At 41.1% G+C, this 15532-nt stretch carries 11 protein-coding genes; 8 read left to right on the plus strand and 3 right to left on the minus strand.

Annotation, left to right across the window (positions count from 1 at the left end; translation table 11 throughout):
* The first annotated feature begins 13 nt into the window (after window positions 1-13).
* Together GM920_RS11325 and GM920_RS11330 are read left to right on the plus strand one after the other, a co-directional pair.
* Window positions 14-652, plus strand: a complete 639-nt coding sequence (locus GM920_RS11325) for a MarR family winged helix-turn-helix transcriptional regulator (protein WP_182957146.1) — start codon at window positions 14-16, stop codon at window positions 650-652.
* A 90-nt stretch (window positions 653-742) separates the two neighbouring features.
* Window positions 743-1588 carry a methylated-DNA--[protein]-cysteine S-methyltransferase gene (locus GM920_RS11330; protein WP_182957149.1) on the plus strand — a complete coding sequence of 282 codons (846 nt, stop codon included), beginning with the start codon at window positions 743-745 and terminating at the stop codon, window positions 1586-1588.
* A 1-nt stretch (window position 1589) separates the two neighbouring features.
* Here GM920_RS11330 and GM920_RS11335 read toward each other — a convergent pair whose 3' ends face one another.
* Complete coding sequence (locus GM920_RS11335; protein WP_182957152.1) at window positions 1590-2537, minus strand: DNA-3-methyladenine glycosylase family protein; 948 nt, start codon at window positions 2535-2537, stop codon at window positions 1590-1592.
* A gap of 145 nt (window positions 2538-2682) precedes the next feature.
* Between GM920_RS11335 and GM920_RS11340 the strand changes: the two genes are divergently transcribed.
* From GM920_RS11340 to GM920_RS11365, 6 genes are all read left to right on the plus strand, one after another.
* A complete protein-coding gene (locus GM920_RS11340) occupies window positions 2683-4587 on the plus strand; it encodes a 7TM diverse intracellular signaling domain-containing protein (RefSeq protein WP_182957155.1) in 1905 nt (634 codons plus the stop codon).
* A 314-nt stretch (window positions 4588-4901) separates the two neighbouring features.
* Entirely contained in the window at window positions 4902-7811 is a 2910-nt protein-coding gene (locus GM920_RS11345) for a SusC/RagA family TonB-linked outer membrane protein (RefSeq protein ID WP_182957158.1), read from the plus strand.
* Between the two features lie 12 nt (window positions 7812-7823).
* Entirely contained in the window at window positions 7824-9251 is a 1428-nt protein-coding gene (locus GM920_RS11350; RefSeq protein WP_182957160.1) for a RagB/SusD family nutrient uptake outer membrane protein, read from the plus strand.
* 52 nt (window positions 9252-9303) lie between these two features.
* Window positions 9304-11604, plus strand: coding sequence for a glycoside hydrolase family 3 N-terminal domain-containing protein (locus GM920_RS11355; protein ID WP_182957163.1), 2301 nt, complete (start codon window positions 9304-9306; stop codon window positions 11602-11604).
* Between the two features lie 21 nt (window positions 11605-11625).
* Window positions 11626-13056 (plus strand): glycoside hydrolase family 30 protein, encoded by a 1431-nt coding sequence (locus GM920_RS11360; RefSeq protein ID WP_182957166.1) that lies wholly within the window; start codon window positions 11626-11628, stop codon window positions 13054-13056.
* A 153-nt stretch (window positions 13057-13209) separates the two neighbouring features.
* Window positions 13210-13698: a hypothetical protein gene (locus tag GM920_RS11365; RefSeq protein ID WP_182957169.1), complete on the plus strand. Its 489-nt coding sequence runs from the start codon at window positions 13210-13212 to the stop codon at window positions 13696-13698.
* 122 nt (window positions 13699-13820) lie between these two features.
* Here GM920_RS11365 and GM920_RS11370 read toward each other — a convergent pair whose 3' ends face one another.
* Entirely contained in the window at window positions 13821-14507 is a 687-nt protein-coding gene (locus GM920_RS11370) for an RluA family pseudouridine synthase (RefSeq protein ID WP_182957172.1), read from the minus strand.
* A 56-nt stretch (window positions 14508-14563) separates the two neighbouring features.
* The gene (gene panB, locus GM920_RS11375) at window positions 14564-15379 is read right to left on the minus strand and encodes a 3-methyl-2-oxobutanoate hydroxymethyltransferase (RefSeq protein WP_182957175.1); all 816 of its coding nucleotides are present in this window, start codon (window positions 15377-15379) and stop codon (window positions 14564-14566) included.
* Window positions 15380-15532 lie beyond the last annotated feature (153 nt).

Here is a 15532-nt window from a genome sequence, read left to right on the forward strand (position 1 = left end):
TTAAAGAAATTTGATGGCTATAAAACCAATTGTTGAACTGATCACGGCATGGGCCGATTATGAGAGCAAGAATCCCGCTGCCAATGCAGCGGAATTCTGCAGTCATTTCTTGATGGACCATAAAGGCCCGGACATTGCGAAAAAAACACCCGTTGCCGTACAAGATAAAGACGTCGACCAGGAGCTGGCCACCCTTATCGGACAACTCAATGCCATTCATGTCATCTATGCCAAAGCCGTATTGAAAGAATTCCCAGGGATTGAGCTGGAATGGTTCTACTTCATGAAGGCAATAAACAGCCATCAGGAGGCCAGAAAATCTGATGTCATTGCTGCGGTATTTTTTGAACAATCTACCGGCATTGACATCCTAAACAGGATCAAAAAAGCAGGTTTTCTGACCGAGAGAAGCGATCCTGCGGATAAAAGAGCCAAGCTGATCAGGTTGAGCACAAAAGGAGAAAAGCTATTGCAATTGTTGCAACAAAGCTTATTTAAGGCCGATCAATTGTTATTTCATGACCTTTCTGCCGCCAACAAAAAGCTCCTGATCAATCTGTTAAGTGATACTCAGAAAAAGCACCAGCTCTTAATTTCGGAAAACAAACATAAACAACTGGAAGAACTTAGTCTACCGGTTCCAGAAGCATAATTGTAAAACCTGGAACAAAGATGAATAGCGCAAGTTTCGGGTTTTCTACTTGCGGTACAACTGGTAATTTTGGGGTATAAATTTCAAACCATGGAAACATCAAGTCAAATCGATTACCAGAGAATTGAAAAGGCCATTGACTATTTAAAGACTAATTTTAAGCTACAGCCTTCCTTAGAAGAAATCGCTGATCATATCCATTTAAGTCCTTTCCACTTTCAGCGAATGTTTAGCGAATGGGCAGGTGTAAGTCCGAAACAATTCTTACAATACCTGAGCATAGAATATGCGAAGGAAATCTTAAAAAAACAAAACGGCAACTTAGCGGAGGCAGCCTATGAGACCGGTTTATCGGGAACGAGCAGACTGCACGATCTTTTCATCAAAATTGAAGGGATGACACCCGGAGAATATAAAAATGGTGGTCAGCAATTAGAGATTAATTATAGCTATGCAGAAAGCCCTTTTGGGCCAATATTGGTCGCATCTACCGCTAAAGGAATCTGCTACATGGCCTTTTCGGATGATCCGGATCAGGCATTCCTGGAATTACAACAGCTTTTCCCCAATGCCAGCTACCAACAGCTACTGGATCAGATTCAACAAAATGCGCTTTATATTTTTAATACAGACTGGAACAGGCTATCTGAAGTAAAGCTACATCTAAAAGGAACGGATTTCCAGATCAAGGTATGGGAAACCTTATTAAAGGTACCTACAGGAAATCTGGCTTCCTACGCTGACATTGCAAATGCGATTGCACATCCAAAGGCCAACCGTGCAGTGGGAACCGCAGTTGGCCACAACCCGATAGCATTTTTGATTCCTTGTCATAGGGTGATCAAATCTACAGGGGAATTGGGGCAATACCATTGGGGGATTGCTAGAAAAACGGCTATGATCGGCTGGGAAGCGGCGAGAAGAGAGACTAAGTAACCTATACCCGTTTAGAAAGTGTTCGCCAAAGGTAAAACACCAGGTAACTTTCCCATCCTTCATAATCAGTAAAAAAAGCCTCGATTCCGGCAACATCCTTTTTATCCTTGATGATGTCCAAATTGATCAAGGCATTCAGGAGCCCGGCATCGCCATGAGGAATACAGGACCGTTCTTTCAAACTCTTCATTAAGGCATAGTTAGCGGTCCAAACCCCTACTCCTTTTATACTGATTAATGCTTTTTGACGGGCAGAAAGATCTGGCATCAAGCGTAATCCTTCTTTACTGAGGCGCTGATCAGCAAAAGCAGCTGCAATCTGCAACACATAATTGGCCTTACTTCTGGAGAACTGCATGGCCTGTAAATCTGCTGTATCTGCCTTAGCCAGGACTGCAGGCTCTGGGAATATTAAATAGCGATTATCTTGGAAATCCATTTGCGATCCATATCGTTCCACCAGTTTTCTTTTTAGCTTATAAGCAAAGGTTAAATTGATCTGTTGTCCGATAATTGCCCAGCAGATGGCTTCAAACAAATCTGGAATTCCGATCAGGCGAAGGCCAAAATAATCCGCTTTCATAAAAGATAATCGGGGATCTTGGATGATCCGAGCATAAAAAGGATTCAAATCCAGTTGCAGATCAAACCAGTCCGCTATATACTGCTTCAATTCTCTTTCTTCTTCGAGTGATAAAGCCCTGTTCACAGATACTTTTAAGCATTGCCCCTCTTGAATCAAATTTGACTCCCCAGCCTCCTCAACTACAGCATTTCCTCCTTTTTCAATTTGAACCACAGCGGGGCCTTCCTTTAACCGAATCGCTCTTTTTACCTTGCTGCGATCCACTTGATACAAGCAATCGTCAAAACCCCGGTCTAAAAACCAAAGGCATTCTCCGAAATTAAAATCATCGGGAACAGGAAGAAGGAAACACACCGGCAGCATCTCACAAAAATAGTCATTTGACTATAAAATTAAATCCGATTCTTGCTAAATCAACCTACTGAAACTGAGTAGAACAGCGTCTCTGTTGTAGGTTAAGATTATTAACCCCACCTTTGCGCCATAATTTAAATTGCGGTACTTAACCATGTCTTCAAAATTCTTATTTCTGTATAAAGCGATTTTCCTGATTACTGTTCTTTCCTTTTCGGTCAAAAATTTGAAGGCTCAGGAGGTCGTAGAAATAAACGATAAGATTGACCAGCATATCTTTTCTTTTAAACAGATTGAGCTGCTTTCGGACACTTCCGGAAAGCTCAGCTTTGATCAGATCCGTAGCAAAGTCATCTCTGAACAGTTTAAACCCAGTAAAACAAGTACCCCTCAAACCACTAAACTCAATTCCATTTACTGGTTCAGGATCAAGATTAAAAATAACAGCAAGGCAGAAAAATATTTCCTATTAGAATTTTTCGACCAGACACTTGACCATGTGACAGCTTATGTCCCGCAGAAAGACGGCAGCTATAAAGCATTAGAATTTGGCGACAAATTTCCTTTCCGCAACCGGGAATTGCAACATAAAAACTTCGAGCTCTACCTGTCCAATGACAATGATGCTGTACAAACCTATTATTTCAAGATCCAATCCTCACAGATTGGTGATGCCATTATCGTACTGCGCTCCGTTGACTGGTTTATCTCTTATGCCCTGGATGAGTACTTTTACTTTGGTATTTTCTATGGAATGATCCTCGTGTTCAGTTTTTACAACCTGATCATGTTCATTGCCATGCGCCAAAAGCAATACTTATACTACGTGCTATACAACCTGAGTGTAGGCTTCTTTGAGATGAGCACCGATGGCATAGCCTACCAATATTTATGGCCTAACCAACCGGGATGGAACCAAACTGCCTACGCCGTAGCCTTATATGCCGTCAGTATTTTCGCGCTACTATTTACCCGAGAACTGCTATTTGTAAAATCCAAAGCACCAAAATTAAACCGCCTCATTATAGGGGTCATTATCCTAAGAACCCTCTGGTTTTTATACTGCTTACTGTTCAATCAAAACCTGTTCAGTTATAAATTTATTGATGCCATCCCATTGTTGGTGGCTTTCTTTACGGGCATATACATCTACAGACAGGGTTACCTTCCTGCTCGATTCTTTGTACTGGGTTACAGTTTCTTGTTTTTAGGCTTCTTGCTCAAGTTCTTAATCATGCTCCACTTCTCCTTTTTAAACTTCGGAGCAATCAGTTATTACAGCCTCAGCTTCTGCTTTATCCTGGAGATGGTATTCCTCTCTTTTGCCATTGGTGATAAGGTGAGTATCCTGAGAAAGAAAAAAGACATTGTGCACCGGCAGATGATCCGTCAGATGGCGGAGAACGTAAAGCTTAAAGACACCTTAAATCAGGAACTAGAAGAAAAAGTAGAAGAGCGTACCAGAGAGGTTTACCATAAATCCCTGATCATTGAGGCTAAGAACGCGGAATTATCGGATGCAAATGATCGGTTAAAACAGCAGGCGGAAGAAATTTCGAGGATGAATACCTTATTGGAGCAAGACAATCAGGAGCTCCAAACCAATGTAGAAAAGGTAACGAGAGACAGAGTCATGTCTACAGATGTAGATTTTGAGGAATTCAGTAAAATCTATCCAGATAAAGAAAGTTGTAATCTATTCCTATCCGACTTGAAATGGAAAAATGGCTACCATTGTAGAAAATGTAAGAACGACCATTTCTATACCGGACATATTGCCTATAGCAGAAGATGTAGCAAATGTGGCTATGAAGAATCCGTGACCAGTTTCACTATTTTCCACAATACACGCATCCCGATTATCAAAGCTTTTTATATGGTCTTCCTGGTTTATTCTTCGAAAGGAAAGATCTCTTCCCACAAGCTATCAGAGCTATTGGGCATCCGACAAAGTACCTGCTGGACTTATGGATCTGGCATTAAACAACGGATGGACGAACGAAAATCACAACTCAAAAAAGCCAGTAAAAACGACTGGAGTCAGTTGGTTTTAGACTAAACACAGTCGATAATTCTGATTATTCACGCTTCCACAAGATACAATCTTGTGATTTGACATTTTTTTTACTTGTTTAAGACAAGGGTACTCAAGCGTATCAGACCGGGAAAAAGCCAGGACTGACCCTGGTTCCCTATGCACTGTATATCAGGGATTAAGCCCATTTATACCTTAGGGTACTGAAGCGTATCAAACTGAACACAACAATCTAATTATCAGTAGTTTAGGTAAAATAAAACATTCCAAACACTAGGAATTAACATAAAATCAACCTTAACTTTATCACATCAAATTCATTAAACAAAGCAAAAATTATGAGAAAAAAGTTTACTCTTTTTATCCTTAGCTTACTCTGTAGCATCTCTGTGAGTATGGCGCAGGAGCTTAACGTTAAGGGAGAGGTGAAAGACGAAAATGGTCTGCCACTTCCAGGTGTTTCTGTTAAGATCAAAGGAAGTACCAAGGGTGCAATGACTGCTGGAAATGGCAAGTACACACTGACTGCTCCAGGCAATGCCACTTTAGTTTTTTCCTTCATTGGCTATAAAACTATTGAACAGGCGATAAACAATAAAACTACTGTTAACGTCAACTTAACCGAAGACAATAATGAACTGAATGAAGTAGTCGTTATCGGTTACGGTACCACTACAAAAAAAGACCTGACTACAGCGGTGACGACCATATCTTCTAAAGATTTGAAAAATCAGCCGATCACCAATCCTTTACAAGCGGTACAAGGTAGAGCAGCAGGTGTACAAGTAACATCAGAATCTGGTAAACCAGGTGCAGAGATTGCGATCAGCATTCGTGGAAATACTTCCATTACCGCATCTAACAGTCCACTGTATGTCATTGACGGAGTAACTTCAAGAAGTGCTGCTTTCTTAAACCCTAATGATATCGAGTCCCTAACCATTTTAAAGGACGCTTCAGCAGCAGCGATTTACGGATCAAGCGGTGCGAATGGTGTCGTTTTAATCACCACTAAAAAAGGGGTTTCCGGTCAGGTAAAAGTTGAATTCAATGCTTTTACAGGAATTTCAAACTTCTGGCGCAAGCAAGATGTATTGTCAGCGGATCAATACATTGATCTAATGAAAGAATTGGGTTATACCTCATTTGGCGACGGTAGCAATACCGATTGGCAGAAAGAAACTTTCGGCACAGGGACGCAGAACCAATATCAGGTATCCCTATCTGGTGGTGGCAAAGGTGGAAACTTTTACCTGTCTACCGGATATCAACGCGACAAAGGAATTGTAGCTCCAGCAGAACTGGACAGATACACCGTTAACTTTAACGGTTCACAAGCTGCCACTTCCTGGTTAAAATTCACAACGACTGCAGCTTTAACGGCAAGAAACTCTATTGATGTGAGTGACAATGCAGGTGTGGCACGTGGAGGTACCATTTTATCGGCCTTAACTACGCCTTCAACGATTGGTATTTACAACCCTAATGGCAGTTATACTACGATTCCAAACTCTGGTGGATGGGACAACCCTATTGGTCAGGCTTTCGGTCCTAAAAACAAAACTAAAAACCTACGTTTTATCGGATCATTCGGTGGAGAAATCAAGTTTACTAAAGATTTAATCTTCAAATCTACCATCAGTACCAATATCAACAAAAACGACTATAACTACGATCTTGATGCATTCAAGACAACTTACGGTCGCCAAGAAGGTGGTATCTATAGAAACAACATCACCAATGACAATGTATGGTTGAATGAAAACATTTTGACTTACACCAAGAACGTTGGTAAAAATGCATTTTCAGCAACCGGTGGTTATACCCTACAATCTTCAGATTATAAACTGAATGAGTATGAAGAAAACAGATTCTACAAGCCACAAACAGATCAGAAAAATGATAAACCAGTTGTGGTTCCTAAAGTACCACAAAGAGCACAATGGTCAAAACAGTCTTACTTAACCAGAGTGACTTATGCTTACGACAGCAAATATTTGTTCAGTGCAAACTTTAGAGCCGATGGTTCTTCCCGTTTCAGTGATGAACAACGTTTTGGTTATTTCCCTTCTGCTTCCGCAGGATGGAGAATCTCTGGAGAGAACTTTTTGAAAGACAGCAAAACTATCAATGATTTAAAAATCAGAGGTAGCTGGGGTAAAGTTGGTAACGACGAAGGAATTGGTGATTATGCCTGGAGAAAACTTTATCAGGAAAATGCACAAGGTGATTATAACCTAACCAACTTAAAAAATACTGGCTTATCCTGGGAAACTACTACCCAGAGCAATATTGGTTTAGATTTAACCCTATTCAACAACAGAATAACTTTCACTGCTGATGCTTACCTGAAAAAAACGAACGATCTATTGATCAAAGTACAATTGCCTCCAACTTCAGGATTTGCTGAACAAGCTTATAATGTAGGTTCGATGGAAAACAAAGGGATGGAATTCACGCTATCCACTAAAAACATCGAAAGAGAGAAATTCAGCTGGTCTACAGACATGAACATCTCCTTCAATAGAAACAAAGTAACCAGCTTAGGTGCTTCTACCCCATCTCTTGATTTCGGTGGTATTTACTCCCGTACTTCAGCGGTACGCGTAGTAGAAGGCAAACCACTGGGTAGCTTTTATGGCTTCCAATATACCGGTGTAGATCCAACTACAGGTCTGGCTACCTATGCAGATCTAGATGGCAACAACAAGATTGACAATAACGACAGAACCTTTATCGGCTCTGCACAACCTGATTTCATCTATGGAATGACCAATAACTTCCGTTATGGCAATTTCGGATTAAACATCTTCTTCCAGGGTGTTCAGGGTAACCAAATGTTCAATGCTTCGAGAATTGATTTAGAAGGTCTTTATGACTCAAAAAACCAAAGTGCAGCAGTATTAAACCGTTGGACGCCACAAAACACCAATACAGATATCCCAAGAGCAGTAAAAGGAAATACCGACAATACCCGTACTTCCAGCAGATTTGTAGAGAATGCTTCTTACCTACGTTTAAAAACAGCGACCCTTTCTTACAACTTCGGAGAAGCTTTCTTAGGCCGTATGAAAATGAGCAAGCTGACTGTATTTGCAACTGGTTACAACATTCTAACCTTCACAAAATACAAAGGTTTAGATCCTGAAGTGAGCCAATATGGCGCAAACGGCCCTCAAATGGGTGTGGATTACGGTACCTACCCACAAAGCAGAAGCTTCCTATTAGGTGTAAACGTTGGATTTTAATAACAAAGAGACATGAGAATTAAATTATATTCAATTTTAGCAGCCGCAGCCCTTACCATGGGTTTACAAACCAGTTGCAAAAAAGATTTTTTAGATAAGAACCCATTTAATCAAGTAACGCCAGAAGAAGCTTTTGTTGACCTTAAAGGAGCAGAAAAGTTACTTTCAGGTGCCTATGGAGGCATGTACAACAATACCCACATCTGGGATTTCATGTTGAATGGTGATGTGATCGCAGACAACTCCTATGCTGGTGGTGATAACCCTGCAATGTTCCAGATGGATGAATTTCGCGTAAACTCTACCAATGAAGTATTGGAAAGAGATTGGTCGGAGCTATATTCACAAATCAAAAATGCAAATGAGGTACTAGAAAATGTACCTAACATCCAAGATCCTGAATTGGATAAAGGCGACAGAAGAAACCAGATTCTTGGCGAAGCGGCAGGGATCAGAGCCTACTTATATCTATACCTGGTACGCTTATGGGGTCCGGTACCAATCGTACTGAAATCTCCAGGAAAGCTGGAAGACATGCAAGTTCCAAGATCAAGTGTTGATGCTGTTTATGAGCAGATCATTAAAGACCTGGAATATGCACTGGCAAACACCAGAACCACGGCTCCTAACAAAGGTATATTCACTAAAGGAGTAGCTAATGCTTTATTGGCTAAAGTATATGCGACTAAACCAAATCCAGATTGGAATAAAGTAAACCAATATGCGGATGCGGTAATCGGAGGTGGATACTCACTTTTCGGTAGCTATGATGGCTTATTTTCTGGTAGCAACAAAAACAACTCAGAATCAATCTGGGAAATGCAGTTTGATGGTGGCAATGGCGCAAACAAACGCTCCAACTGGATGCCAAGTGTGATTGTAGGTGCAGGATGGAAAAAATTCTGTACGCCAACAAATGATCTTGCAGCAGCATTTGATGCAGAAGGTGACCAGATCCGTAAAAATTCAAGCATCAAATTCCTAAATGTGGCAACTGAGGGCTGGAGCGATACTTTCTGGCCAAAAACACGGTATCCATACATCAACAAATATAGAAACGACGACCAGACCAATATCTATATCCTTCGTTTGGCGGATATCATTTTATTGAAAGCAGAAGCTTTAAATGAAATTAGTGCTGGAGGATGGGCCCAGGCAAAACCATTGGTAGAACGCATCAGAAACAGGGTAAACCTTGGGGCTACTCCTGCAGCGGATCAGCCTGCAATGCGTTTAGCGATCGAAAAAGAACGTCGTCTGGAGCTTGCTTTTGAGGGGCATCGCTGGTATGACCTGGTACGTACTAACCGTGCGATCCCAGTAATGAACGCACAGAAAGACGGAAATGGCGCTTCATTAAACTACAACCTAAGCGCTGATAAGATCTTATTGCCAATGTCGCAGAAAGAGATCGATAGAAATACAAGTATCAACAAATAGTTTTTTACCGGAAGTATCACCTCTGGTGGTACTTCCTATTTAAATACACCTAATGACACTAAAAAGAACGCTATCCTTATTGCTGCTTTCCAGCACTTTCGGTACCGCTATCGCTCAGAATAATAACCAGGCAAAAGCAGAAGCATTGTTAAAAAAGATGACGATTGAAGAGAAAGTCGGACAAATGGCGCAAATCACACTTGACGTAATTGGTAAAGGAAAAGGCCGTTATGAGAGTGATGAACCATTCGGTTTAGACGAAAAAGAACTACAAAGAGTATTGGTAAAATACCATGTTGGTTCTGTACTAAACACCTCAAACAACAGAGCAAGAACCCCACAGGTTTGGTACAACATCATCAGCAAAATTCAGAATGTGGCGATGAAACAAACACCAAATAAAATCCCTGTGATTTATGGTGTGGATGAAATCCATGGTGCTACTTATACCGTAGGTGCAACGATGTTCCCACAGCAAATCGGTCAGGCTGCAACATTTAACCGTTCATTGGTGAAAAACGGCGCTTCGATCACTGCTTATGAAACCCGCGCAAGCTCTATTCCATGGAACTTTGCCCCACTATTGGATATCGGTTCAGATCCTCGTTTCCCTCGTCAGTGGGAGAGTTTTGGTGAAGATCCATACCTGATCAAAGAACTTGGTGTAGCCGCAGTAAAAGGTTACGAAGGTGAAGATGGTAAAGTGTCACATCCGGAAAAAGTAGCTTCTTCTATCAAGCACTTCCTGGGTTACCAGGTATCGGTTTCAGGAAAAGACAGAACGCCAGCCTTCATTTCTGATCAAGCTTTAAGAGAGTATCATTTACCTCCTTTTAAAGCGGCAATTGATGCAGGTGCGAAAACCATTATGATCAACTCTGGTATCATTAACGGTATCCCTGTACATGCCAATTACCATATCCTAACGGAATTATTGAAAGAAGAATTAAACTTCAAAGGTTTGGTAGTTACCGATTGGGGAGATATTGAGAACCTATACAAGAGAGATCGCATTGCAAAAGACGACAAAGAAGCCATCATGTTGGCCATCAATGCCGGTATTGATATGTCGATGATCGCTTATAACTATGAGACTTTTTGCGATAACCTACTTGCTTTAGTGAAAGAAGGAAAAGTAAAAGAATCTCGTATTGATGATGCAGTAAGAAGAATTTTATGGGTGAAATATGAATTGAACCTTTTTGAGAAACCGACAACAAATCCTAAAGACTACCCAAAATTTGGGAGCAAGGAATTTGAACATGCTGCTTATCAAACCGCAGCAGAGTCGATCACCTTGTTAAAAAACACGGATCAAATTCTTCCATTGGCAAAAGGCACAAAAATTCTGGTTACAGGTCCAAATGCGAATTCTATGAGAACCCTAAACGGTGCATGGACTTACTCTTGGCAAGGAGAAAAAGTAGAGGAATTTGCGGCTAAATACAATACGATCCTGGAAGCTTTACAAAATAAAGCAGGAAAAGATCAAGTAACCTACTTCCCTGGTGTGAGCTATAAAATGGATGGTAAGTATTATGATGACTATGCCGACAAAATGGACGAAACCATTGCTGCTGCAAAAGATGCAGACGTGATCGTACTTTGTCTTGGTGAGAACTCGTATACAGAATCTCCAGGAAATATGAACGATTTATACCTCTCGGATTTGCAAACGGAATTGGCGCAAAAATTAGCGGCAACCGGTAAAAAAATAATCCTGGTATTAAACGAGGGTCGCCCACGTGTGATCAGCAAGTTTGAAAAGAAAATGACTGCAGTGGTACAAACGTACCTTCCAGGTAACTTCGGTGGTGATGCCCTTGCTGATGTGTTATATGGCGTGGTAAATCCTTCAGGAAAACTACCTTATACTTACCCTCAGTACCCGAATGCCCTGTTTACTTATTACCATAAACCATCAGAAAATAAAGGCACTACAGAAGGTGTGTACAATTATGATGCGGACTACAACCCTCAATATGTATTCGGTGCAGGTTTAAGTTACACAACTTTCAAATATGATCAGCTAAAACTGAGCAGCAACACCCTGAAAAAAGGAGAAACGCTGACTGTTACTGTCAACGTCAGTAACACTGGTAAAGTAGCTGGTAAAGAAAGTGTATTGCTATTTACTTCAGATTTATATGCTACCTTAATTACTCCGGATGTGAAACGTTTGAGAGGATTTGAGAAAATTGACTTGAAATCTGGTGAGACAAAAACGGTAACGTTTAAAATCCAGCCGGAAGACCTTGCTTTCATTAATACGGAAAACAAAGCGATCACTGAAGAAGGAGAATTTACCCTTCAGATTGCAGATCAAAAAATCAACTTTAACTACATCCCTTAGAAGCCAGATATCCATTATCCTATGAGATTACTAAATATAAGCGCGATAGCAGCCCTTGCCTTACTAGGTTCATGTGCAAGTCAGAAAGAAGTACCGGTAAGCACAGGCGTATCGGCATGGATTACCAATGGTGATCGCTCTGCCCTATTGCAAAAGCAAAATACACCTTTACATTTTTCTACCGCAATGAACAACAATATCAATATTGTGGTGGATGACCAGACAAGTTTTCAAACGATGGATGGTTTTGGCTATACTTTAACTGGTGGTAGTGCGAGTCTGATGAACGGACTTCCAACAGCAGAAAAAAAGGCGATGTTAAAAGAGATTTTCTCTACCGCCGGAAATGGCATTGGCATTAGCTACCTGCGTTTAAGTGTTGGTGCCTCAGATTTAAGTGCAGAAACCTTTACTTATAATGAAATGCCTGCCGGACAAACGGATCCAGAACTAAAAAACTTCTCAATTGAAAAAGAGATGAAAGACTTGGTACCGATGTTAAAAGAAATCATTGCCATCAATCCAAAGATCAAGATCATGGGTTCTCCATGGACTGCTCCAACCTGGATGAAAGACAATCAGGCGTACCGTGGTGGTAGCTTAAAGCCAGAATATTATCAGGCATATGCCAAATATTTTGTCAAATATATTGAGGCTATGAAAGCACAAGGTATCGTAATTGACGCAGTAACGATTCAAAATGAGCCCCTGCATCCTGGAAACAATCCCAGTATGTATATGAAGCCTGAGGATCAGGCAAACTTCATCAAGACTGCTTTAGGCCCGGTATTTAAAGCTGCGGGCATCAAAACCAAGATCATTATTTATGACCATAATGCTGACCGTCCGGATTACCCGATTACTATTTTGAATGATCCGGAAGCCAATCCATATATTGATGGTTCTGCATTCCATTTGTATGGCGGACAAATTTCTGCGTTATCAAAAGTACATGAAGCCTTCCCTAATAAAAACCTGTATTTTACAGAGCAATGGGTAGGTGGCCCAGGTAATTTCGCGGAGGACTTAAAATGGCATGTGTCTACCTTAATGACTGGCGCGCCAAGAAATTGGAGTAAAACAGTATTGGAATGGAACCTGGCAGCAGATCCACAGTACCGTCCATTTACACCCGATGGTGGCTGTACCAGCTGTTTAGGCGCAATTACGATCGATGGTAAAACATGGAGTAAGAACATCGCTTACTATTCAATCGGCCATACCTCGAAATTTGTAAGCCCGGGTTCTGTGCGCATCGCTTCAAATCAACATGATAAAATCCAGAATGTGGCTTATAAAACACCTGAAGGAAAGTTAGTATTGGTGACGATGAACAACAGTCCTGAAGCACAAACATTCAACATTAAATACAATGGTCAGGTGGTAACGACTACACTTGCCGCCGGATCTGCTGGAACTTATACCTGGAACAGCAAAACAAGAGCTAAATAATTTAGATGGTTGGCCTAAGGCCAGCGCAACAATAGCTAACTTTAGGGGCTGCATCATTTAATTATGGTCAGCCCCTTTCTGTTTCCCATCCTTTATACCTGGATTTTTTGGCAGGCCAATTGCAGTCTCCCAACCGAATCAATTTATAAAACAATGAAAAAGCATCTTTTGCTATTTGCAGGATTGGCTGTTATGATGGCATCCTGTACCAGTAATCAGGCAGAAAAGAAAGGAAGAGACTCTTCGATGATCGCTGTTGACACCACTTTTAGCCCAACAAATAGGGCCCCAGAAAATTCGGTCAGCTGTTATCAATACGTTAAAAATAAAGATACCGCCAACATGCAATTGCGCATCAACGGGGAAGAAATCACCGGAACTCTGGACTACTATATCCATGAAAAAGACGCCAATAAAGGGACATTTTCCGGAGAAATGAAAGGGGACACCTTAATTGCTGATTACACTTTTGACTCAGAAGGTCTAAGGTCTGTCCGGGAAGTAGTGTTCCTGAAAAAGGACGGCAAATTTTACGAAGGCTATGGTCCGGTAAAAGAAGATAAAGGAAAGGTCATGTTTGAACACCGGGGTAGCTTGAAGTTCGATAATAACCTCATTTTTAGCCCTATCCCCTGTCCATAGTCAGCATCCGGCTTAAATCCTGACACCGGCAATTGGTTCAGGCATCGGACATAAAAAACCCCAATAAGCGGTTCTGAATAGAAACCAGCTTATTGGGGTCATATAATTGCTGAATACTCAGCTTACATATTTTCGAATTTTTCCCAGAAGCCGTCCACAGGAAGCTTTGCGAAAATGTTTACCGGTTCTTTTTTTACCGGATGAATAAACTGCAGTCGGCGGGCATGTAAACAAATACTGCCTTTTCTACTCCCCCTTGGGTAACCATATTTGTTATCCCCTACTATCGGACAACCTAAAGTAGAAAGTTGCACCCTTATCTGGTGGGATCTGCCTGTAAGCGGATCTACTTCGATCAGGTAATAACCATTTAGTTCCCCAATCAGGCGATAGCTCAATTCTGCACGCTGACTGCCTGGTACTTCTACATTGTGTGGCGTCACTACGTTCTTCTGTGGATTCTTGATCAACCAATGCACCAAAGTCCCTGAAGCCTTAGCTGGTTTATTTCTCACCACAGCCCAATAGGTTTTCTTTACTTCTCTATTTTTGAAAATCGCATTCATCCGCTCCAGCGCTTTACTCGTTTTTGCGAATAAAATTACGCCACTTACCGGACGGTCTAAACGATGTACTACGCCCAAAAACGCAGTATTGGGCTTGTTGTAGGTTTTAGCCAGGTATTTCTTGACCTGTTCATCCAGAGGCTCATCCCCTGTTTCATCTACCTGTACAATATCACCTGCACGCTTACAAATCGCAATCAGGTGGTTGTCTTCATAAAGTATATCTTTTGCTGTTATTGGCATCTGTTGGTGTGGAGCTTGTTAAAGCCCTGCTTATAAAACTTAATCTTGTTCTAATCTTAATACTGCTCTTTTTCGTTCGGGAAATCACTCGACTTCACATCTTTAATATAAGATTGTGCCGCATTTAAAATACCATCGTACAAATTCACATACTGACGTAGGAAGCGAGGTTTAAAACCTTTTGTTAAACCAATCATGTCATTCACAACCAATACTTGTCCATCACAATCCGGACCTGCACCGATTCCTATCGTAGGGATGATTAAAGATTCTGAGACCTCTTTACCCAATTTCGCAGGAATTTTTTCCAGTACCACTGCAAAACAACCCGCTTCCTGTAAGGCCAGCGCATCTGTTTTCAGTTTCAATGCTTCCGCTTCATCTTTAGCTCTTACCGTGTAAGTACCAAACTTATATATAGACTGAGGAGTTAAACCCAAATGTCCCATCACAGGAATCCCTGCAGTAATGATTCTTTGTACCGATTCTACGATCTCTGTTCCACCTTCCAGTTTCACGGCATGTGCGCCGGATTCTTTCATAATTCTGATGGCAGAAATTAAGGCTTCTTTAGAGTTGCCCTGGTAAGATCCAAAAGGAAGATCCACGACTACTAAAGCACGTGATGCACCTCTAACTACCGATTGCGCATGATAGATCATTTGATCTAAAGTAATTGGCAAGGTGGTTTCATGACCTGCCATTACGTTGGAAGCTGAATCTCCAACCAATAAAACATCTAAACCAGCATCATCAAGGATGGTTGCCATCGAGTAGTCGTAAGCAGTTAACATCGCGATCTTTTCTCCATTTTGCTTCATTGCTTGCAAAATGTGGGTCGTGATCCGTTTTACTTCTTTATTTACAGACATCTTTTTTTATATTTTAGTTTGGGCAAAATTACTTTTTACATCCGAAATAAAGCGAGTTTTATTGTTTTTGTGACAGAATCCGGGAAGCTAGCGAGCCCTTAAAATCCCCTTACCTTAAATTCTAAAAAAAATCCTTGATTTAAAACCTCAAAA

The sequence above is a fragment of the Pedobacter gandavensis genome, assembly GCF_014172405.1.
In the GTDB taxonomy this organism is placed as follows: domain Bacteria; phylum Bacteroidota; class Bacteroidia; order Sphingobacteriales; family Sphingobacteriaceae; genus Pedobacter; species Pedobacter gandavensis.

What these genes read in the sequence shown, in the direction of transcription:
- GM920_RS11325 (WP_182957146.1), top strand. Translation starts at nt 14, where the DNA reads ATGGCTATAAAACCAATTGTTGAACTGATCACGGCATGGGCCGATTAT.
- GM920_RS11330 (WP_182957149.1), top strand. Translation starts at nt 743, where the DNA reads ATGGAAACATCAAGTCAAATCGATTACCAGAGAATTGAAAAGGCCATT.
- GM920_RS11335 (WP_182957152.1), bottom strand. Translation starts at nt 2,537, where the DNA reads ATGCTGCCGGTGTGTTTCCTTCTTCCTGTTCCCGATGATTTTAATTTC.
- GM920_RS11340 (WP_182957155.1), top strand. Translation starts at nt 2,683, where the DNA reads ATGTCTTCAAAATTCTTATTTCTGTATAAAGCGATTTTCCTGATTACT.
- GM920_RS11345 (WP_182957158.1), top strand. Translation starts at nt 4,902, where the DNA reads ATGAGAAAAAAGTTTACTCTTTTTATCCTTAGCTTACTCTGTAGCATC.
- GM920_RS11350 (WP_182957160.1), top strand. Translation starts at nt 7,824, where the DNA reads ATGAGAATTAAATTATATTCAATTTTAGCAGCCGCAGCCCTTACCATG.
- GM920_RS11355 (WP_182957163.1), top strand. Translation starts at nt 9,304, where the DNA reads ATGACACTAAAAAGAACGCTATCCTTATTGCTGCTTTCCAGCACTTTC.
- GM920_RS11360 (WP_182957166.1), top strand. Translation starts at nt 11,626, where the DNA reads ATGAGATTACTAAATATAAGCGCGATAGCAGCCCTTGCCTTACTAGGT.
- GM920_RS11365 (WP_182957169.1), top strand. Translation starts at nt 13,210, where the DNA reads ATGAAAAAGCATCTTTTGCTATTTGCAGGATTGGCTGTTATGATGGCA.
- GM920_RS11370 (WP_182957172.1), bottom strand. Translation starts at nt 14,507, where the DNA reads ATGCCAATAACAGCAAAAGATATACTTTATGAAGACAACCACCTGATT.
- panB (WP_182957175.1), bottom strand. Translation starts at nt 15,379, where the DNA reads ATGTCTGTAAATAAAGAAGTAAAACGGATCACGACCCACATTTTGCAA.